This window comes from Saccharopolyspora sp. ASAGF58 (assembly GCF_012277335.1).
GTDB lineage: Bacteria > Actinomycetota > Actinomycetes > Mycobacteriales > Pseudonocardiaceae > Saccharopolyspora > Saccharopolyspora hattusasensis.
The window spans coordinates 211749-230602 of sequence record NZ_CP040605.1 but is presented as its reverse complement, the minus strand read 5'-3'; the positions used below and the strand labels follow the sequence as shown (position 1 = coordinate 230602).

The 18854-nt window shown below is 68.0% G+C and carries 21 protein-coding genes; 11 read left to right on the top strand and 10 right to left on the bottom strand.

The features are described from left to right. The first annotated feature begins 114 nt into the window (after positions 1-114). The 3 genes from FDZ84_RS00780 to FDZ84_RS00770 all read left to right on the top strand — a co-directional run bounded on the left by FDZ84_RS00780 (position 115) and on the right by FDZ84_RS00770 (position 3868). Positions 115-1755, top strand: a complete 1641-nt coding sequence (locus FDZ84_RS00780; protein WP_168584268.1) for an acyl-CoA carboxylase subunit beta — start codon at positions 115-117, stop codon at positions 1753-1755. Between the two features lie 28 nt (positions 1756-1783). Then, a complete protein-coding gene (locus FDZ84_RS00775) occupies positions 1784-2035 on the top strand; it encodes an acyl-CoA carboxylase subunit epsilon (protein ID WP_168584267.1) in 252 nt (83 codons plus the stop codon). A gap of 69 nt (positions 2036-2104) precedes the next feature. Then, entirely contained in the window at positions 2105-3868 is a 1764-nt protein-coding gene (locus tag FDZ84_RS00770) for an acetyl/propionyl/methylcrotonyl-CoA carboxylase subunit alpha (RefSeq protein WP_168589705.1), read from the top strand. Position 3869: 1 nt separating this feature from the next. Here FDZ84_RS00770 and FDZ84_RS39890 read toward each other — a convergent pair whose 3' ends face one another. From FDZ84_RS39890 to FDZ84_RS00760, 3 genes are all read right to left on the bottom strand, one after another. Then, entirely contained in the window at positions 3870-4004 is a 135-nt protein-coding gene (locus FDZ84_RS39890; protein WP_256413639.1) for a hypothetical protein, read from the bottom strand. A gap of 137 nt (positions 4005-4141) precedes the next feature. Next, positions 4142-4318 carry a DUF397 domain-containing protein gene (locus FDZ84_RS00765; protein ID WP_168584266.1) on the bottom strand — a complete coding sequence of 59 codons (177 nt, stop codon included), beginning with the start codon at positions 4316-4318 and terminating at the stop codon, positions 4142-4144. Then, entirely contained in the window at positions 4315-5151 is an 837-nt protein-coding gene (locus FDZ84_RS00760) for a helix-turn-helix transcriptional regulator (protein WP_168589704.1), read from the bottom strand. Before FDZ84_RS00760 ends, FDZ84_RS00765 begins: the two co-directional genes overlap by 4 nt. A 349-nt stretch (positions 5152-5500) precedes the next feature. On the opposite strand from FDZ84_RS00760, the gene FDZ84_RS00755 reads away from it, so the two are divergent. Then, a complete protein-coding gene (locus FDZ84_RS00755; RefSeq protein WP_168584265.1) occupies positions 5501-5773 on the top strand; it encodes a hypothetical protein in 273 nt (90 codons plus the stop codon). A gap of 3 nt (positions 5774-5776) precedes the next feature. Here the strand turns inward: FDZ84_RS00755 and FDZ84_RS00750 are convergent, their stop codons facing one another. The 3 genes from FDZ84_RS00750 to FDZ84_RS00740 are packed head-to-tail and all read right to left on the bottom strand — an operon-like array spanning position 5777 to position 7008. Further along, a complete protein-coding gene (locus tag FDZ84_RS00750) occupies positions 5777-6394 on the bottom strand; it encodes a hypothetical protein (RefSeq protein WP_168584264.1) in 618 nt (205 codons plus the stop codon). Next, a complete protein-coding gene (locus FDZ84_RS00745) occupies positions 6336-6725 on the bottom strand; it encodes a hypothetical protein (RefSeq protein WP_168584263.1) in 390 nt (129 codons plus the stop codon). The genes FDZ84_RS00750 and FDZ84_RS00745 overlap by 59 nt, the downstream gene beginning before the upstream one ends. 25 nt (positions 6726-6750) lie before the next feature. Next, on the bottom strand, positions 6751-7008 hold the full coding sequence (locus FDZ84_RS00740) for a hypothetical protein (RefSeq protein WP_168584262.1): 258 nt from the start codon (positions 7006-7008) through the stop codon (positions 6751-6753). A 157-nt stretch (positions 7009-7165) separates the two neighbouring features. Between FDZ84_RS00740 and FDZ84_RS00735 the strand changes: the two genes are divergently transcribed. The 5 genes from FDZ84_RS00735 (at position 7166) to FDZ84_RS00715 (ending at position 12760) form a co-directional block, all read left to right on the top strand. Next, entirely contained in the window at positions 7166-9019 is a 1854-nt protein-coding gene (locus FDZ84_RS00735) for a hypothetical protein (RefSeq protein ID WP_168584261.1), read from the top strand. 18 nt (positions 9020-9037) lie between these two features. Continuing rightward, entirely contained in the window at positions 9038-10552 is a 1515-nt protein-coding gene (locus FDZ84_RS00730) for an ABC transporter substrate-binding protein (RefSeq protein WP_168584260.1), read from the top strand. A gap of 453 nt (positions 10553-11005) precedes the next feature. Next, positions 11006-12034, top strand: a complete 1029-nt coding sequence (locus FDZ84_RS00725) for an MBL fold metallo-hydrolase (RefSeq protein WP_168584259.1) — start codon at positions 11006-11008, stop codon at positions 12032-12034. A 58-nt stretch (positions 12035-12092) separates the two neighbouring features. Beyond that, positions 12093-12404 (top strand): hypothetical protein, encoded by a 312-nt coding sequence (locus tag FDZ84_RS00720; RefSeq protein ID WP_168584258.1) that lies wholly within the window; start codon positions 12093-12095, stop codon positions 12402-12404. Positions 12405-12481: 77 nt separating this feature from the next. Beyond that, a complete protein-coding gene (locus tag FDZ84_RS00715; RefSeq protein WP_168584257.1) occupies positions 12482-12760 on the top strand; it encodes a DUF3040 domain-containing protein in 279 nt (92 codons plus the stop codon). Positions 12761-12786: 26 nt separating this feature from the next. Here FDZ84_RS00715 and FDZ84_RS00710 read toward each other — a convergent pair whose 3' ends face one another. Continuing rightward, on the bottom strand, positions 12787-12984 hold the full coding sequence (locus FDZ84_RS00710; protein WP_168584256.1) for a DUF2795 domain-containing protein: 198 nt from the start codon (positions 12982-12984) through the stop codon (positions 12787-12789). A gap of 228 nt (positions 12985-13212) precedes the next feature. Between FDZ84_RS00710 and FDZ84_RS39885 the strand changes: the two genes are divergently transcribed. Continuing rightward, positions 13213-13341, top strand: a complete 129-nt coding sequence (locus FDZ84_RS39885; RefSeq protein ID WP_256413638.1) for a hypothetical protein — start codon at positions 13213-13215, stop codon at positions 13339-13341. A gap of 84 nt (positions 13342-13425) precedes the next feature. Here the strand turns inward: FDZ84_RS39885 and FDZ84_RS00705 are convergent, their stop codons facing one another. The 3 genes from FDZ84_RS00705 to FDZ84_RS00695 form a co-directional block, all read right to left on the bottom strand. Then, on the bottom strand, positions 13426-15249 hold the full coding sequence (locus FDZ84_RS00705) for a transketolase (protein ID WP_168584255.1): 1824 nt from the start codon (positions 15247-15249) through the stop codon (positions 13426-13428). A gap of 139 nt (positions 15250-15388) precedes the next feature. Beyond that, a complete protein-coding gene (locus FDZ84_RS00700; RefSeq protein WP_168584254.1) occupies positions 15389-15901 on the bottom strand; it encodes an ATP-binding protein in 513 nt (170 codons plus the stop codon). A gap of 475 nt (positions 15902-16376) precedes the next feature. Further along, a complete protein-coding gene (locus FDZ84_RS00695; RefSeq protein WP_168584253.1) occupies positions 16377-17639 on the bottom strand; it encodes an aspartate aminotransferase family protein in 1263 nt (420 codons plus the stop codon). Between the two features lie 219 nt (positions 17640-17858). On the opposite strand from FDZ84_RS00695, the gene FDZ84_RS00690 reads away from it, so the two are divergent. Beyond that, a complete protein-coding gene (locus FDZ84_RS00690; RefSeq protein ID WP_210435381.1) occupies positions 17859-18851 on the top strand; it encodes a hypothetical protein in 993 nt (330 codons plus the stop codon). The last annotated feature ends 3 nt before the right edge of the window (positions 18852-18854 follow it).

Sequence of the window (18854 nt, the reverse complement as noted above, 5' to 3'; positions counted from 1 at the left end):
CTAGAGAGACCGGTTGGCCTCGTGCGCCGCGTGATGACCCGCGTCCGAGCCTGGAACGCCGCGGGCGGGCGGCCGACACTGGAGCTGAGCAGGTAACGAGGACGGGTTGGTTGCATGAGCAGCGCGACGGAGCCGGTCGGTCAGCCGCCGGTTGACGTGCCGGACATCCACACGACCGCCGGCAAGCTGGCGGATCTGTACCGGCGGAATGACGAGGCGGTGCACGCCGGCTCGGCGCGCGCGGTGGCCAAGCAGCACGCGAAGGGCAAGAACACCGCCCGCGAACGCATCGACATGCTGCTGGACCCGGGTTCGTTCGTGGAACTCGACGAGCACGCGCGGCACCGCTCCACGAACTTCGGCATGGACGCGAACCGCCCCTACGGCGACGGCGTGGTGACCGGTTACGGCACCGTCGACGGCCGCAAGGTGTGCGTGTTCTCCCAGGACTTCACCGTCTTCGGCGGGTCGCTGGGCGAGGTGTTCGGCGAGAAGATCGTCAAGGTCATGGACCTGGCGCTGAAGACTGGCTGCCCGCTGATCGGCATCAACGATTCCGGCGGCGCGCGTATCCAGGAGGGCGTCGCCGCGCTCGGCCTGTACGCCGAGATCTTCAAGCGCAACACCCACGCCTCCGGCGTCATCCCGCAGATCTCGCTGATCATGGGCCCGTGCGCGGGCGGCGCGGTGTACTCCCCGGCGATCACCGACTTCACCGTGATGGTCGACCAGACCTCGCACATGTTCATCACCGGCCCGGACGTGATCAAGACGGTCACCGGCGAGGACGTGACCTTCGAGGAGCTCGGCGGCGCGCGCACCCACAACTCGCGCTCCGGCAACGCGCACTACCTGGCCACCGACGAGGCGGACGCCATCGCCTACGTCAAGGAGCTGCTGTCGTACCTGCCCAGCAACAACCTGGCCGAGGCGCCGGTGTTCGAGGGCTCCGACACCGGCACCGGCTCGGTCGCCGAGTCGATCACAGACGCGGACCGCGAGCTGGACGCGCTGGTTCCCGACTCGCCGAACCAGCCCTACGACATGCACGAGGTCATCTCCCGCGTCGTGGACGACGAGGAGTTCCTGGAGGTCGGGGCGCTGTTCGCGCCGAACATCATCACCGGCTACGGACGCATCGAGGGCCACCCGGTGGGTGTGGTGGCCAACCAGCCCACCCAGTTCGCCGGCACCCTGGACATCGACGCCAGCGAGAAGGCCGCGCGGTTCGTGCGAACCTGCGACGCCTTCAACATCCCGGTGCTGACCTTCGTGGATGTGCCGGGCTTCCTGCCGGGCACCGACCAGGAGTGGAACGGCATCATCCGGCGCGGCGCGAAGCTGCTGTACGCCTACGCCGAGGCGACCGTTCCGCTGGTCACCGTGATCACCCGCAAGGCCTACGGCGGCGCCTACGACGTGATGGGCTCCAAGCACCTGGGGGCCGACGTCAACCTGGCGTGGCCGACCGCGCAGATCGCGGTGATGGGTGCGCAGGGCGCGGCGAACATCCTGTACCGGCGGCAGCTGGCGGAGGCGGCGGACAACGGCGAGGACGTCGAGGCCGTGCGCGCGCAGTTGCAGCAGGAGTACGAGGACGCCCTATGCAACCCGTACGTGGCCGCCGAACGCGGCTACGTCGACTCGGTGATCCCGCCGTCCTACACCCGCGGGTACGTGGCGCGGTCGCTGCGGATGCTCCGCGACAAGCGCGCCAGCCTGCCCGCGAAGAAGCACGGCAACATCCCGCTGTGACGTCGTCCCACCCGCTAGGAGGTGCCCGATGAGCCACGACGTGACGCCGGATCAGCGACCGGTGCTGCGCATCGTGCGCGGCAATCCCGACGACGCCGAGATCGCCGCGCTGACCGCGGCGCTGACCGGTCTAGCCGCCGCGAAGTCCGTGGCGCCGCCACAGCAGCGGAAGCCTATGTCGCTGTGGGGCGACCCGGCCGCCGCGCTGCGGCACCCGGCGGGCCGCCGCCCACTGCGCCCCGGCCCGCACTCCTGGCGCGCTTCGGCCCTTCCGGGCTGATGTCGTTGCCCGCCAACAAGATTTCGCCAGCCGTCCGGCGTCGCGCCGGGAAATGAGGAGTTGACCACTGTGGACCTGACGCCGATCAGCAAGGTCCTGATCGCCAACCGTGGTGAGATCGCGGTGCGGGTGATCCGCGCCTGCAAGGACGAGGACATCGCCTCCGTCGCCGTTTACGCCGAGCCCGACGCCGACGCGGTGTTCGTGCGGCTGGCCGACGAGGCCTTCGCGCTGGGCGGTTCGACGCCCGGCGAGTCGTACCTGAACATCGACAAGATCATCGACGTCGCGAAGCGCGCGGAAGCCGACGCGGTGCACCCCGGCTACGGGTTCCTGTCGGAGAACGCCGAGTTCGCCCAGGCGGTGCTCGACGCGGGGCTGATCTGGATCGGGCCGTCGCCGCAGTCGATCCGGGACCTCGGCGACAAGGTCACCGCGCGGCACATCGCGACCCGCGCCGGGGCACCCCTGGTGCCGGGGACAAAGGACCCGGTGTCGGGCGCCGACGAGGTCGTCAAGTTCGCCGAGGAGCACGGGTTGCCGGTGGCCATCAAGGCCGCGTTCGGCGGCGGCGGCCGGGGCCTGAAGGTCGCCCGGACGCTGGAGGAGATCCCCGAGCTATACGCGTCGGCGGTGCGCGAGGCCGAGACGGCGTTCGGCCGCGGCGAGTGCTTCGTGGAGCGCTACCTGGACCGGCCACGGCACGTCGAGGCGCAGGTCCTCGCCGATCAGCACCGCAACGTGGTGGTCGTGGGCACCCGCGACTGCTCGCTGCAGCGGCGGCACCAGAAGCTGGTCGAGGAGGCCCCGGCACCGTTCCTCAGCGACGAGCAGCGCCGCACCATCCACGAGGCGGCGCGGGCCATCTGCGCCGAGGCCGGCTACTACGGCGCGGGTACCGTGGAGTTCCTGGTGGGACTGGACGGGACGATCTCGTTCCTGGAGGTCAACACCCGCCTGCAGGTCGAGCATCCGGTCTCGGAGGAGACCACCGGCCTGGACCTGGTCCGCGAGCAGTTCCGCATCGCCGCCGGGGAGAAGCTGCGGATCACCGCCGACCCCGAGCCGCGCGGCCACTCGATCGAGTTCCGGATCAACGGTGAGGACGCGGGCCGCAACTTCCTGCCCGCGCCGGGCACCGTGACCCGTTTCGTCGCGCCGCACGGACCGGGTGCCCGGGTGGACGCCGGGGTGGAGTCGGGCAGCGTGATCGGCGGCCAGTTCGACTCGCTGCTGGCCAAGGTGATCGTCACCGGCGCGGACCGCCAGCAGGCCCTGGAACGGTCGCGGCGGGTGCTGGACGAGATGGTCGTAGAGGGCATGGCCACGGTGCTGCCGTTTCACCGCGCGATCGTCCGCGACCCGGCGTTCGTCGGCACCGACGGTTTCGCCGTGCACACCCGCTGGATCGAGACGGAGTTCGACAACACCATCGAGCCATTCACCGGAGGTGTCGAGGCGGCGGAGCCGGAGCCGCGGCAGACGATCACCGTCGAGGTCGGCGGACGCCGCCTGGAGGTCTCGCTGCCGGCGGAGCTGGCGGTGTCCTCGGCCGCCCCGGCGGCGACGGCGAAGCCGCGCAAGCGTTCCGCAGGCAAGGCCGGGGCGGCGGTGTCCGGCGACGCGGTGACCGCGCCGATGCAGGGCACCATCGTGAAGATCGCGGTCACCGACGGCCAGGAGGTCGCGGCGGGCGACCTGATCGCGGTGCTGGAAGCGATGAAGATGGAGAACCCGGTGACGGCCCACAAGGCGGGCACGGTCACCGGCCTGTCGGCCCAGCCGGGCGACTCGGTCTCCCAGGGCACCGCGCTCTGCGAACTCAAGGACTAAGTCAGAGGTTGCGCGTGTGTTCCTGAGCCGCGATTTCGCGCGAAATCGTCACCTGGCAGGCATGGGGAGCGGCGATTTCGCGCGAAATCGTCACCTGGCACGCGTGGGGAGCGGCGATTTCGCGCGAAATCGTCACCTGGCACGCGTGGGGAGCGGCGATTTCGCGCGAAATCGCCGCCCCCGGCTCCAGGCGACGTGCCCGAGCTGCGCGACCAGTAAGGAGATTGAGCGCAGGTCGGCCCCGCCCGAACCCGGGCGGGGCCGAACTCTGTTTCAGCGGTCGAACCGTCCGCTCTTGACGGCCTGCACGAACCCAGCGACGTCGACACGCAGCGTGGGGCCATGCGGGTCCTTGGAGTCACGGATCTCGTCAAGGTCGGTTGTTAATTCTACGCAGGTTGTGGTGTTCTGACTGCGGGACGACTTGATCCATATCTTCGAGTTGGTCATTTCTTGCGCTCCATCCTGCCAATCAAGTCCGCGATGAGCTTTGCCGAATCTTCAGGACCCAGCGCCGCTTGTCGTACCATCTCGATCGCTTGCCTGTACATGCGAATGTCTGCTTCTTCATGAAGAAAAAGCCCGGACTTGCGGTTCTCAAGATGGACTGCCACCCCAGAAGGGGTTTCGATCAGCATGAATGGTCCGTCCAGCGCGGGGTTCCAGCCAGTGTCCGACCTGATGATCCGTAGTTCGATGTTTGGGCGTCGCCCGGCTTTCAGGAGGTACCTGAGCTGCTCTGCGAGGACTTCAGGGGAGCCGATGACCTGCTTCAGCGCCTGCTGGCCGATCAGGGCCGCGAACTTCACGGGCTTGCGGCCAGTCAGCGCTTCTCGTCGCCCAACTCGGATCGAAACACGGGTCGCAAGTTCTCCAGCGGGCAGACCTGAGGCCATGATGCCCCGGATGTAATCGGTTGTTTGCACCAATCCGGGGATCAGCAGGGGCGACACCTCGGTTATCTTGGTCGCGCTTTGCTCCAGGTCGAGCAGGGCAGCGAGCTGCTGCCGATTCTCGGGGAGTGTTGTCGCCACCCAGCTCGAATCACTTGCGCCATAAGCCAAATCGATGATCTCTTCGTAGCGCTGCCCGTTAACGCCCAGCGAGGTCAAGATCTGAGCGACCTGCTCCGGCTTGGGTATCCGATCGCCAGTTTCCCATCTTGACAAGACCCCAGGGTCTCGGCCAAGCCGGGTGGCAAAGCCACGGACTGTCAGTCCTTGCTCCTGGCGGGCCTCGCGGAGCGCACTCCCAAGTGCTCGTCCTCTTGGGGTTCGCGTCATGATCTTCTCCGTTCGCACGCTGGTCACCTGTTGCGTCCATGATCACGGCGTTGTTGATGGTGTCATGTTGCAGCACACTTCAGTAATGACCACATCGGGTGGTTGAGGACGAGAGAACATGGCGAGGAGGGCGATGTCCATGGAATCGGAATTTGGTTCATCTATCCGACCAGTAAACCAGATTCGGCATTTCCAGTACCGGCAGGGAGTTGTGCCGGAGTGGTGTCGGTTCGCGCATATCCGTTGCGGCGCAGGCGATTCGTTGGTCCGGTCTTGGTGTGGCCAGCTGTTTCAAGCTGGAGAGGTGGAGGACTGCTCGCAGCCGGGGGAGTCTTGTCCCAGGCCATCGGTGGGCAAGCAGGAGTGCGCGGATTGCTTTGTGGCATCCCGGTTTCCGGGCCTTGCCGTCCGCACCGCGATGGACGGGATGATTCCGGCGCGGATCGACACACCGCGCGAGATGGCATCAGCGATGCTGGTGCTGCACCAGGACCTCGCGGACGAAGCGAGCCGCATTCCGGCCGGTGATGTTGACACAGAGCGCCTGGGCCGCCTGGCAGCGGACACCGAGCGCTTCGCCAGTGCCCTGCGCCGCTTCGGTTGGCTGGCCGCGCAGGGCTGACGGTCAAATCGATGGATACTTGAACACCGGGATTGGTGGGACGGGCTCGGGAAACGCGTCGAGCACCTCTGACTCGGCCAATATCGCGATCACCTGATCCACAGTGGATGTAGACAGCTCTGCGAGGGCGATGTGGAAGTTGTCGCCTCCGTGTCGTTCTGCAGCCAGGATCGTGGGTATTTGCCGAACCAGGGACTCGGCGTCGGAACGGGCCTTGGTCCACCACTGTTCGAAGCCGCGCAGCAGGATGCCGCCGCCCCAGATGGAGCCCGAGCTGATCCCTTGGATCAACGCGGGGACGAAATTTGCTTCCACCGTCGTGGGTTTGTGAACCGTTCCCTCTCGCATGTACTGGTCGGGATTGGTGCGGGCGAGGTTGATCTGGACACCCACTCCGACGGCCGAGGTGAAGTGATCCACGAACGGCTCGTACAACCGGGGCGGCATATCGACGTGCAGCCCGATCTGGGTCCGCAGCGTGCGACCGAAGTCGGGGTTCTCGTGGACGATGATCGTTGGCCCGGACGTCACCGGCGTTTCATGCCCGTCCCGGGCCGGTTCGTCATCGACGATGTTCAGCGACGCAAAGATGTTCTCCCAGTCGTTGATGAAGTCGCACATGTCGATCGGTAGTGGTACTGATTCCATGATCGTGCGAAGTTCGTCCCGCTCCGACCATGAGATCGGCGGCCGTGATGTGCACGGATGCTGGGTCGGGGTGTGGTTCGGGCACTCCCTCCCAGGCGTCGTACGGCGTGGTGCCGAGGTGCTGTTCGAGTCCATGGTCTGCCTGATCGTAGGCCTGGCGCTCGGACTCCAGTGTGACCGCTTGGGCATCGCGTGCCCAGTTGTGCAGCCGGTCGGCGATGCCGTTGGTCAGCAGTTCCATTGCCAGGCCGCGTTCGTATTCGTATGTTGCCTTGATCTTGGAAGTGATCGTTTTGACGGCCATGTACTTGCCAGCTTCCGCGCCCAGTTCAGTGAGCTCGACCCATGGATTTTCGGCGTAAGAGGCCAAGCGCAGAGAAGATGTCCAGATCGCCGACCGTCTCGTTGAGTTTCGCGATGCTCGCCTGAGCGTTTCGCACCGCCTTGGACATCACACGGCACGATTCGCTCAGTGCACTGCACGCGGAGGTGAGCACCGGCAGGACCTCTGAGGTGCCGCACAGCTGGGACTTGGTGGCCCAGTACTGGCGGATGCTGTCGAAGACTGCACCACGGTTCGACTCCACCAAACCGTTGATCAGTTCATCGCCGGATCGCGAGACATCCCGCCAATTCCTGTACTTGCGGCAACTTGGCGTAATTTCTCCCTTTTCGCTTGACGGGCTACAGCGGATGACGACATTGTGGCTCGTCTGGCGGTCAGTGAGGGGGGTGGAACGCCGGATGGTGGGCGAGGTCGAATTGCCCGGGCGCGCAGGCATTGTCAAGAAGCTCGTCGGGGAATGCGTGCGGCGGCAGAAACCACGAGGTGGTGGGGAACCCGGCCGGGAGCTGCCGGTCATCGTATTGTTCGGTCCGCGGGGTAGCGGTAAGACCGCGACGCTCGCCAACATTGTGCGGAACTGCGCTCATCAGGTGCCGCACGCTTCGATCGATGTGGCCAAGCGGGCGAGGGCACCGAGGGAGATCATCACCGAACTCCACTTCGATCTCAGCAAGAAGCACGAAGGTGTCCACCGGATCCCCTTTCGCCAGCTGGACCTTTGCCTCTTGGCGGTCGGCGCCGAGCCGGACCCGAACAACCGGGAGAAGGCGCTGGCGCAGGTCCGCGCCGCCGCTTCGGCGGACGTCGAGCTGTCCGATCGGACCCGGAGCAGCATCGAGAGCGTGATCGACGGCTTGCTGCAGGCCGGGGCGCTGCCCTGGTGGTCGAAGCTGCCCATCGGCGCGTTGTTCCACGCCGTCGAGACGTTCCGCTGGCGGCGGAAGCTGCGGCGCGGGGCGGGCATCAAACAGTCGATGCCGAAGCGGTCGGCGAAGGTGCTGGACGTCCTGGTGGACATCGGCGTCGCCGACGCCGACCTGCTGGACGAAGTGTTCTGCGCCGCGTTCCTGGCCGACCTGCGCGCCGCATACCTGAGGCGTTTCAGGTGGCGCAGGGGGAACTGCGTGGTGCTGCTGGACAACATCGACGCGGCGGGCGGGAGCCGGTTCGCCGACCTGCTGCTGAGCATCCGGGAGCGGAGCCCCCGAGAACCTGATCCGCTCGTGCTGATCGCGACCAGCCGGCAGTGGAATCCGAGGTGGGGGTCGCAGGGGAGCAGCTACCGCACCCCGGAGCAAGCCGGACTGGCGGACTGGACCAACGGCCGAGACGTCGATCTCGGACGGGACTCCTGGTGGTACCCGGTCGAATTGAGGGATCTCACGGTGTCTGAGGTCGCCAACGTCGGTCGCACCGCGGCCGACACCACGTCGGCGCCGTTCCTGCACGAGCTGACGCGCGGTCATCCGTGGAGCACGCGCGAACTGCGCGCGACGTTGGGGGATCGACCGACCGGCCTGGCGATGCGAACCGTGCTCGAACGCGGAGTCGAGCGCCCGTTCGCCGACCGGGCGCGCGACTACCTGCTGCAGGATTTCGATCCGGCGCAGCGCGAAGTGCTGGTGGGGATGTCGGCGGCGCCGAACCTGGACCTGGCCACCCACGCGGGTGTCAGGGGCGGCACGGAAGGCGATGCCGGTGCCCTGCACGAGATCCGGAACCGGCTGTGGTCGGTGTTCGGCGAGCAGTTGGTGCTGCACCCGTGGCTGCGCCGGTTGCTGCTGCACGAGCTGGGGAACCGCCCAGCTGATCATCCCCAGCGGTGGGCGGTGGTGCACACCCGGCATCGTGATCACCACCGCGAAAGCGGGAACGTCGCGCTGTCCCTGTACCACGCGCTCGCGCTGGAGGACCTGAACTCCGCGGTTAAGCACCTCCGGCACCAGTTCGAGCAGATCGACGACGAAGCCGCGGTCCGGCAGTGGTTGCAGCTCCTGGAACTGATCACTTCCGCGCCCAACAGGTTGCCCACCGACCGGGAACCGCGAGACCAGGTCGAGGAGCTGGTCCGGACGGCCCCAGCGGATGCGAACCTGGCCCGCCTGGTGGCGGCCCGGTGGTTGATGTCGGACCCCTTGGGCGATCCGGGCAGGTCCTTGCGAAGCATCGTGCGCAGCGAGTTCGAGCAACTGGCGAAGGAAGCCCGGGTCGGGTTCGTGTTGTTGTTCGCGGAGAGCGAGAAGTACGCCTGAGCGCTGGGGAGGCAGTCCGTGGATAGCTACGTGGAACGGTCCTGGTGGCAGCGGAACCGGCGGAAGGTCCTCGTCGCGTCCGTCGTCCTGGTGCTGGTGGCAGGAGGTGTCGTCGGCTTGGCGTGGTGGGGCGGCCAGTGCGCGGCGGGTGTCCACGAGGTCGACGGCGAGTGCGTCGGGATGACGGACGGCTCCTACAAGTTCGGTTCCGACGACCCGGCCGAGAACCCGCTGGCGGACGTGCTGCAACGAATCAAGGAGGAGAACGACCGGGTACTGGCGGAGGGCAAGGACTACGTCAGCATCGCCTACCTCGCACCGATGAGCCTCGCCGAGGGCGACACGGTCACCCTGGAAGCCACCCGCAACGCGCTGCGGGGCGCCCATCTCGCCCAACTGCGCGCGAATCGCGAGAAAGGCGGCTGGGAGGGTGACTTCCCGTTGATCCGGCTCTTACCTACCAACCCAGGTAGCCAGCTGCAGAAGTGGGATCCGGTGGTCAAGCAGATCCACGCAGCCCAGTTCACCCCGGACCGGGTGGTGGCAGTGGCGGGTCTCGGACAGAGCCACGAAAGCACTGCCAAGGCGATCCAGTGGCTGTCCGAGCAGCGCATCCCGATGGTCGGGGCCACCATCACGGCCGACACTTTCACCGATCTCGAAGCCCGCGGCGAGTTCAGCGGGTTGGTGAGGGTGTCGCCGACGAACACTGAACAGGTCCGGGCCATCGTCCAGCGCCTCTCGGGCACTCGAAAGGCGATGCTGGTGAAGGACATAAACCAGTCGGACCTGCTCGCGAACAACCTCAGTTCGGCGTTCACCCGCGAATACGAGAGAGACGGTCGTGACGTCGTGCTGGCGGAGTACGACACTTCGCGCGGCACCGCGAACATCTTCCCCGGAATGGTGCGCAACATCTGCGCCGCCCAGCCAGGTGCGATCTTCTTCTCCGGCCGCTACAACGACCTGACGTTGCTGCTGGGCGCGCTGAAGAACCGGCCGTGCGGGGACCTGAATCTGCGGGTGGTGACCCTCGACAGCGTGGTGGACATCGCCGGCGTCGACGAGGTCCGCAAGAACCTGTCACTGAACACCATCCTGGAGTACACCAACTTGTCCGCGCCGCAGGCGTGGAATGCGGTTCCGGAGGCGTTCGACGGGGCGGCGACCGGGTACTTCCGCGACTCCTACCGCGAGCTCTTCGGGCTCGGCTCGACCGGAGACGGGATGGCCATCACCTCCTACGACGCGGTGGGTGTGGCGGTGACGGCAATCAACCGCGCAGCCGACAACCGGAGAGACCTAAAGTCGATCACCGCCGACACTGTTGCTGGGCAGTTGCTCGCGATGAGGGGGACCGAAGGTGTCCGCGGCGCCAGCGGTTGCATTTCCTTCGACAGCGTCGGCCATCCGGTTGACAAGGCGATTTCGGTCTTCAGACTGTCGATCGACGACACGAGCAGCTCAGCCGAAATCGTCCCTGCCGTCGTCTCGGGCTCCGGCAACGTTCTGCCCGGCCGTTGCAAGACGTAGCTCAGCTGAAAGCGCCAGCCCCCGCCGTAAAAGCTCGTGAGCGGTTTGGGGTGCTATGACGCCCCAAAGCGCTCACGAGCCCCTGACCAGACGAAACGTTGCGCCCTGCCGGATTCCCGCAGAGCGGTTGAGCGGCTGAAAGTGACGAACGACACGATTTCGGCATCGACCTGTCGGAAATTGTCCTATGTGGACGATTCTGGCGGCGGTTCGTGGGCTTGTCGGGCGGTCGACCGGGCCGTTCGCGTGGCTAAATTCCGCAGCTCGGCCGCGATTCGCACGGGCTCCCGCGCCTGGCGACGGCCGGGGTGGCGCCGGGCGCGGCGGCTAGGTGAGGCAGGACGCCGGGGCTTCGCGGGCGTTGCGTTGTGGCCCTCGGCGTACTGACTGGTTGGTATGGGTGTGGTACTTCTGATGGACCGCCCAGGTCGGGGCGCGCTTGGAGGTGTGGTCATGGCCGATTCGCGGCACGAGTGGATGGCGCCGGGTGCGTACGAAGTCGCGCCTGGCGTGCACCGGATCCCGCTGCCCCTTCCCAACGACGGCCTCCGCGCCGTGAACGTCTACGCGATCGCCGACGGCGACACGCTGACGCTGGTTGACGGCGGCTGGGCGCTGGAGGAGTCGCGCGAGCAACTCGCCACCGCGCTGCGCGGGATCGGTGCCGGGCTGGGCGACATCAGCCGGTTCCTGGTCACCCACGCACACCGCGACCACTACACCCAGGCCGTGGCGCTGCGGCGCGAGTACGGCTCCAAGGTGCTGCTGGGTGAGGACGAGCGGCACACCATCCGCACCCTGATGGACCCGGAGCACACGCTGCTGGCCAAGCAGATCGAGCTGCTCGCCGAATGCGGCGCGAAGCCGGTGCGCGACGCGGTCGTGGCCGCCCGCGAGGACGGCCCGCGCGGCCCGCACTTCTGGGAAGAACCCGACGAGTGGATCGGGAAGTCCACCGACATCACCCTCGCCGATCGGCCCCTGCGCGCCGTGGCCACGCCGGGCCACACCCGTGGGCACCTGGTGTTCATCGACGATGCCGCCGAGCTGATGTTCGCCGGCGACCACGTGCTGCCGCACATCACGCCGTCCGTCGGCTTCGAGCAGGCCCCCAGCGAGGTTCCGCTGCGCGACTACCTGGCGTCGCTGCGGCTCGTCCGCGCGATGCCCGACATGCGGCTGCTTCCCGCGCACGGCCCGGCCACCGACAGCGTCCACCGGCGCGTCGACGAACTCCTCGACCACCACGACACCCGCCTGGACGCGACCGCTGGAATCGTCGAGAAGGGCGCGAGCACCGCGTACGAGGTGGCTCGGGCGTTGACCTGGACCCGCCGCGAGCGGACCTTCGACGAACTCGGCGATCCCTTCAACCAGATGTTGGCGGTGCTGGAAACCGCCGCCCACCTGGACGTGCTGAGCCTGCAGGGGAGGCTCGCGAAGGAGGAGACCGAAGGGGTCGTGCACTACTCGCTGGCCTGACAGGTGCGGACCAAGAACGAGACCGGCAGCAGGACGGGCTGTCCAGCAGGATCCAGCGTTGAACGTATTGTCGGGTTCGGACGGCGGCGCTCAGATCATCGTCGACGGCCACTCCTGGTCACCGGCCCGCGGCAGGCAGCGGCGGGCGGGCTGCGGACGGCTGCGGACGGCTGCGGACGGGCTGCGGACGGGCTGCGGACGGGCTGCGGACGGGCTGCGGAAGGGGCGCGACGCGGCAACATGGTCATTGTTCATGCCTCCCGCCGTCGCCCCGGGGACAACCTTCCGTAATCGCCGGATGTTGCTGTGCGTGCAGGAAAATCACCCGGTCGCCGCGTACGGTGACGATCCCCGGCGTGCAAGGCTGTAGGGGCCCTTCCGGGGCTTGAGGCAATTGGGGGGCGGGTACCTCGTTGGGGTCGAAGGGAACGTCGCTAGGAGCTCGTCATGTTGAGCAGGCACGAGCGGGACAGGCTGGCGGAGATCGAATCCGCGCTGGTGTCCGGTGATCCTCGGCTGGCGGAGAAGTTCGACCGGTTCGACGGTGGTCGGAGCTGGGGCGGAGCACGCCGGGTCCTGTTGTTCCTGATGCTTGCCCTCGTGGCGTTGCTGGCGTTGTTGTGCCTAGTGAGCGGGCTGGTGCTGAGCTCGATCACGTTGGCCCTGAGCGCCGTTGCGGGCGCCGTTGGCGTTTGGTGGCACGCCAGGCGGAAACGGCAGCGATGAGATCTTGCTCGTCTTATGTGGACGATTCACGGAGTCGGGCGCGGGAGTGCTTGCAGCACCGTATCGGGCTCGACGAAGACGCCATCGGGCAGGCTGTCGATGCGTTCCAGGTGCGCCGTCGGCGCGCCTAGGGCGACGCACTGCTGGTAGATCTCCTGCTTGGTGGCGGGGAAGTGCACGTGGCAGAGGAACCTGAGCAGTTCTCCGCGGTCGGGTACGGGCATCTTCGCTCCCACCGGTCGAGCCGGTAGTGTCGACAACCGACTACCCACCCCGCGTGGCGGGCACACGCGGTGCCGCGAGGACCGGACGGATGTTTCGGGTGGGTCGACGGTGACCCGCGGTCGTGCGGGTTCGGGCATCACCGACTTCTCGGGTCTGGTGCTTCCTCGGGTCTGGCACCTTCTCGGGTCTGGTGCGCAATTTCCATTGAAATCGAAGGTTCGATTTCAATGGAAATTGCGGATCTGATCTCTGATGGGGTCGTGCGGGGGCGTGGTGAGCCGGCCCTCGCGGACCTCGGCGCCGATGCACTCCCGGGGGCCGACACCGTCGGCGGGGATGGCGGAAAGCCCTGGTGAGCGAGCTTTCCGAATCGGGCATCCGGCGCGTCCTGGGTGGTGCTGTGCGTCACCGGGAGCACCAGCTGTGATCATCCACAGTGGTCAGATGCCGACCATCTCCCGGGCCGCGATGGCGATGGCGGATGCGTCGATGCCCGTCTGCCCCAACAGCTCGGCTGGGGTGCCGGAACCGGGCATTCCGCGCACCGCCAGCACGCGCACCGGGGCGCCGGTGCCCGCCAGGGCGCTGAGCACGGCCTCCCCGAGGCCGCCCTCCGGCCAGTGGTCCTCGGCGGTGATCAGCCCGCCCGTCTCGGCGGCGGCCCGGCGCAGCGCCTCGGCGTCCACCGGTTTGATCGAGTACAGATCGATGACGCGGGCCTGGATTCCTTCCCTGGCAAGCGTTTCCGCCGCGCTGAGTGCCTCGTGCAGGGTGATGCCCGCGCCGACGAGCGTGACGTCGTCGCCGTCACGCACCATCCGCGAGCCGCCGATGGGGAAGTCCTCGCCCGGTTCGTAGATCACTCGCGTGGCGCCGCGGGTGGTCCGCACGTAGCTGATCCCCGTCCGGTCGGCCATCTCCTCGATCAGCCGCACGGTCTGGTTGGCGTCGCACGGGTAGAGCACCGCGCTGCCGTGCACCGCGCGGAACGCCGCGAGATCCTCCATTGCCATCTGCGACGGCCCGTCCTCGCCGATGGACACTCCCGCGTGCGAGCCCATCAGGCGCAGGTTCGCCCGGCTCACCGCGGCCATCCGGATGAAGTCGTAGGCGCGGGTGAGGAACGCGGCGAACGTCGAGGCGAACGGCACCCAGCCGCGCACCTGCATGCCGATCGCCGCGGCGATCAGCTGCTGCTCGGCGATGTACATCTCGAAGTAGCGGTCCGGGTGGGCATCGCGGAACAGCTCCGCGAACGTCGAGTTCGACACCTCGCCGTCCATCGCCACCACGTCGCCGCGCCGGTCGCCGAGGGCGCGCAGCGCCTCGCCGTAGGCCTTGCGGGTGGCGACCTTGGTGCCGAGCTCGAACGCGGGCAGCCCGCCGCCGGTCACCGGGAAGACGTGGGGCGTCTCGTCGCTGGTCGGCTTGGCGTAGTTGACCCGCAGGTCGCGGATGCCGCCGAGTTCGTGGATCGCCTCGTCGGGGTGCACCAGCGGCTTGCCGTGGAAGCCCGGCTTGTCCTCGACCTCGGCGACGCCCTTGCCCTTCTTGGTGGCCGCCAGCACGGCGACTGGTCGCCCGTCACCGGCCTCGGCATCCTTCAGCGCCTCTTCGATCTGCTCCGGGTCGTGGCCGTCGATCTCGATGGTGCGCCACCCGGCCGCGATCGCCCGGGCGGCGTAGGCGTCGAGGTCCCAGCCGTGCATCGTCTGCCCGGTCTGGCCGAGCCGGTTGACGTCGATCAGCGCGATGAGGTTGTCCAGCCGCTCGTGCCCGGCATGCTCCAGCGCTTCCCAGACCGAACCCTCGGCCATCTCGCTGTCGCCGCAGAGCACCCACACCCGGTACGGCAGCCGGTCCAGCCGCTGCGCCGCGAGCGCCAGGCCCACCCCGATCGGCAACCCCTGCCCGAGCGAACCGGTCGCGACGTCGACCCAGGGCAGCACCGGTGTCGGGTGGCCCTCCAGGCGGCTGCCGAACTTGCGGAAGGTGAGCAGCTCGGCGTCGTCGATCGCGCCGACCGCCTTCAGGCACGAGTAATACAGCGGCGAAGCGTGGCCCTTGGAGAAGATCAGGTGGTCGTTGCGCGGATCGTGCGGCTTGGCGAAGTCCAGCCGCAGGTGGCCGTCCAGCAGCGCGGCCATCAGGTCAGCGGCGGACATCGACGACGTGGGGTGCCCCGAACCGGCGGCGCTACTGGCGCGCACGGAGTCGACCCGCAGCTGCTGCGCCAACTCGAAGCGGAAGGTCAGATGGTCCATGCCACGGGAGTTGCCCGCAGATACCACCGGTGAAACCAACACCAGCGGATCACGGTTTCAATTGAAACTGTGCATGGGAGAGGCGCCGCGGGATCACGGTTTGTATTGAAACCGTGATCCCATGCCGACGCCCGGGGTGTCAGGTGGGGTCGGGGTTGCTCAGACCGGAGAGCAGGCGCTTGATTACCTCGGGATCGATCTCGGCTGTTTCGTCGACGGGGTGTTCGGCCTGGCCCGCCCGCCTGTTGCGGGAGCGGCGGGGCAGCGGCACCGCGTTCGCCGAGACACCACCCGGCAGCGGCACCTCGCACCACACGAGCACGCCGCCACCGCGCAAGGCGGCCGCACCGCAGTGTCCGTTGGCGAAACCGGGCGCCATGGCCGGTGGGGCCTTCGCCTGCTCGTCCTCGACCTCGGCCACGAGGCTCTCTCCGCTGAGGCGCAGCCGGACGGTGATGAAGCCGGGGGAGTTGGGGGCGGCGCTGTCGACCGCCGCGGTCACGAGCGCGGTGGTGAGCTGGGACGTCTCGTCGATCAGTTCCCGCAGGGACCACTCGGCGAGGGTGAACTGGACGAACATCTCCGTGCAGTTCACGGCGCTGGGCAGCGCAATGAGCCGCAGGTCGTCGACTTGTGTGGTCTGGGTGTTCACCTGGTTGTCGTCCTCCGTCCGCTGTGCGCCATCACCCGCGAGCCTTATTTTGCCAACTCAGGTGGGTGGCTTGTCTACAGGGGGCGGTGACTTCTCGAATCGCCGCTCGTGGCTCGGTTTCCGGGTGTCGTGTCGATTTCTCCGGCGTGCGCACCGCGCCGGTGAGCGGTCGGCCCCGCCCGGCGCGGCGCACCTCAGGTGACTCGGTGCATGTCGCCATCCCTCGACTGTCTGTTGTGGACGATCGTCGGCGAATCTTGTTCCGGTGCAGTATGTTTCGGTGCTGGGTGTGGAACGTGTCGAGCACCGTGCGGGCCGCTGCCAGTGGTCTGGCCAGAAACGTACGGCACGAATCGCGTTTGGTACAGACCGGTAGGTATCGGTTGCGCAACAGGGGTGCTCCAGCCCGATGCCCAGGAGGGTTACGGGAGGGTCGGATGTCCCCGAATGATCTGTCCGCGGCCACCCGATCGAGTTACGCGAGGGAGTCCAGGCCCTCCCACATCGCCTTGCCGATCAGCTCGATCTCCGACTCGCTGATGATCAGTGGCGGCGAGACCGCCAGTGCCTTGCCCAGCGGGCGCACGATCACGCCGAAGTCGCGGATCGCGAGCTGCGCGCGGGTCAGCGCGCCGGGGTCGGCGGCCAGCAGGTCGGGGGCCAGTTCAACCGCGCCGAGCAGGCCCACGCCGCCGCGCACCTCGCCCACGGCGGGGTGGTCGGCGAGCTGCCGCAGCGCGTCGTGCAGCGGGCGCTCCAGCTCGTCGGCCCGCGGCAGCAGCTTCTCGCGCTCCAGGATGTCGATGTTGGCCAGCGCGGCGGCGGCCACCGTGGGGTGTCCGGAGTAGGTCGCGCCGTGCCGGAACGGGCGGCCCGGGTGGTTCCAGAACGGCTCGGCCACCCGCTCGGCGATCACCACGCCGCCCAGCGGCAGGTATCCGCTGGTCACGCCCTTGGCGAAGGTGATCATGTCGGGCTGCAGGCCCCACCGCTCCACGCCGAACCAGCTGCCGACCCGGCCGAACCCGCAGATCACCGAGTCGGCGACGAACAGGATCTCGTGTTCGGCGCAGATCTTGGCGACCGCCTCCAGGTAGCCCGGCGCCGGCGGGTACAGCCCGCCGGCGCCCATCACCGGTTCGGCGAAGAACGCCGCCACCCGGTCGGCACCGAGCCGGTCGATGGCCTCCCGCAGGCTCTCGGCGTCGTCGTGGGCGACCCGGCTGGCCTCCGGCACGAGCTGGCCGAACCCGGCCTGGTTGGCCTCGATCCCGCCAATGCTGGTGCCCATGCCGTTGGTGCCGTGGTAGGCGTTGCCGCGGCTGAGGATGTGGGTGCGCTGCGGCTGCCCGCGCTGCGCCCAGTACTGCCGGGCCAGCTTGGCGGCGGTGTCGATCGACTCGCCGCCACCGGTGGTGAGGAAGATCTTCGCGCCTTCCATCGGCGCGAGCTGGGAGAGCCGGTCGGCCAGCGCCTCGGCCGGTGGATTGGTGAAGTCGTTGAATACGAAGTAGGACTCGAGCTCGCGCATCTGGGCGGCGGCGGCCTCGACGATCTCGGTGCGGCCGTGGCCGACGTTGGCGTACCACAGGCTCGCGGTGCCGTCGAGGTAGCGGCGTCCCTCCTGGTCGTAGATCCAGACCCCGTCGGCCTTGCTGACGCAGAACTGGTTGTTCTTGACCTGGGACATGTCCGCGAACGGGTGCCACAACGCGGTGTTGCGCGGTGCTGTCGACATGCGTTCCTCCTTCGTGTCGCGCCCCCAGCTTCGTCGGCCCACCCGCCGGTACGCCAGTGCCAAAACGCCGAAATTCGCCGGACCGGTTGGCCAGATCGCCACGAGCGGGGCAGAGCCCGTCGCTGCGGTGCTGGTCACAGACGGGACTTTGGCCTCTGCTGGAGGGATGCCACCGACGGCACGGTCATGGTGCTTGCCCGTCGTGGAGGTGATCAACGCATGAACTGGTACCCGATGCTCCGTCGGCAGCCGCACGAAGCCGCCGACGAGCGCCCTTGGACACCGGAGGAGGTGGCAGCGCTGGCCGAAGCGGTGCGCCGGGCGCCTTCCGTGCACAATACGCAGCCCTGGTCGCTGCGGTTGCAGGGGCGGGCGGCCAGGTTGCGGATACGTTCGATGCCGGAGCTGGTCCAGCACGATCCGGACGGTCGCAACCGGCGGATGTCGTGCGGCGCGGCGGTCACCAACCTGGCGATCGCGATGCGCGCGCTCGGCTGGGCGACCGACATACGCTGGTACACCGACAAGCACGGGGACGGCGAGGGGACCGTCGTCGGCACCCATCGGCAGCCGCCGAGCGCGATCGACCGGCAACGCCGGCGGGCCATCGACCGTCGGAGCAGCTTCCGGCGCCCCTTCGCCGACCGGCGGATCCCGCACCTGGCGCGCACCACCGTGGTTGCCGCGTCGACCACGCAGGCGACCTGGGTGCACGGGCCGATGGAGGAGCAGGCGCTGGCGCGGCTGCTCGCCTACGCCGCGCGGGCTCACCACGACGACAAGAACTACCAGCGCGAGCTGGGTGCCTGGATCGCACCGTCCTCGGACGAGGGGCTGCCCGAGGACGCGCTGTCCGAGCGCGGGCTGCCCGCGATCGGGTTGGCGACCGGTGCCACCCGGCTGCCGGACCAGGCACAGATCGCGCAGTGGGTGGCGAAGGAGTCGGTGCTGGTGTTCAGCACGATCACCGACGACCCGCGGGATCATCTGTTAGCGGGCGAGGCCGCCGAGCGGGCTTGGCTGGAGGCGACGCGGCTGGGTCTGGTCGCGTCGGTGATGACCCAGCCGCTGCGGCTGTCCGAGGTCCGCTCTGCGCTGAGCGACGAGCTCGACCTCGGCGGGGTGCCGCAGTTGCTGATGCGGATCGGCTACCCCGCTGCGATCCCGGTGCCGCGGGCGAGCCGCCGACCGCTTCCGGACGTCTTCGGCTGACCG

Excerpts from the sequence above, each read along its gene's own strand:
- FDZ84_RS00780 (WP_168584268.1), top strand. The coding sequence starts at position 115 with ATGAGCAGCGCGACGGAGCCGGTCGGTCAGCCGCCGGTTGACGTGCCG.
- FDZ84_RS00775 (WP_168584267.1), top strand. The coding sequence starts at position 1,784 with ATGAGCCACGACGTGACGCCGGATCAGCGACCGGTGCTGCGCATCGTG.
- FDZ84_RS00765 (WP_168584266.1), bottom strand. The coding sequence starts at position 4,318 with ATGACCAACTCGAAGATATGGATCAAGTCGTCCCGCAGTCAGAACACC.
- FDZ84_RS00760 (WP_168589704.1), bottom strand. The coding sequence starts at position 5,151 with ATGACGCGAACCCCAAGAGGACGAGCACTTGGGAGTGCGCTCCGCGAG.
- FDZ84_RS00750 (WP_168584264.1), bottom strand. The coding sequence starts at position 6,394 with ATGTGCGACTTCATCAACGACTGGGAGAACATCTTTGCGTCGCTGAAC.
- FDZ84_RS00745 (WP_168584263.1), bottom strand. The coding sequence starts at position 6,725 with ATGGCCGTCAAAACGATCACTTCCAAGATCAAGGCAACATACGAATAC.
- FDZ84_RS00735 (WP_168584261.1), top strand. The coding sequence starts at position 7,166 with ATGGTGGGCGAGGTCGAATTGCCCGGGCGCGCAGGCATTGTCAAGAAG.
- FDZ84_RS00725 (WP_168584259.1), top strand. The coding sequence starts at position 11,006 with ATGGCCGATTCGCGGCACGAGTGGATGGCGCCGGGTGCGTACGAAGTC.
- FDZ84_RS00715 (WP_168584257.1), top strand. The coding sequence starts at position 12,482 with ATGTTGAGCAGGCACGAGCGGGACAGGCTGGCGGAGATCGAATCCGCG.
- FDZ84_RS00710 (WP_168584256.1), bottom strand. The coding sequence starts at position 12,984 with ATGCCCGTACCCGACCGCGGAGAACTGCTCAGGTTCCTCTGCCACGTG.
- FDZ84_RS39885 (WP_256413638.1), top strand. The coding sequence starts at position 13,213 with ATGGAAATTGCGGATCTGATCTCTGATGGGGTCGTGCGGGGGCGTGGT.
- FDZ84_RS00705 (WP_168584255.1), bottom strand. The coding sequence starts at position 15,249 with ATGGACCATCTGACCTTCCGCTTCGAGTTGGCGCAGCAGCTGCGGGTC.
- FDZ84_RS00695 (WP_168584253.1), bottom strand. The coding sequence starts at position 17,639 with ATGTCGACAGCACCGCGCAACACCGCGTTGTGGCACCCGTTCGCGGAC.
- FDZ84_RS00690 (WP_210435381.1), top strand. The coding sequence starts at position 17,859 with ATGAACTGGTACCCGATGCTCCGTCGGCAGCCGCACGAAGCCGCCGAC.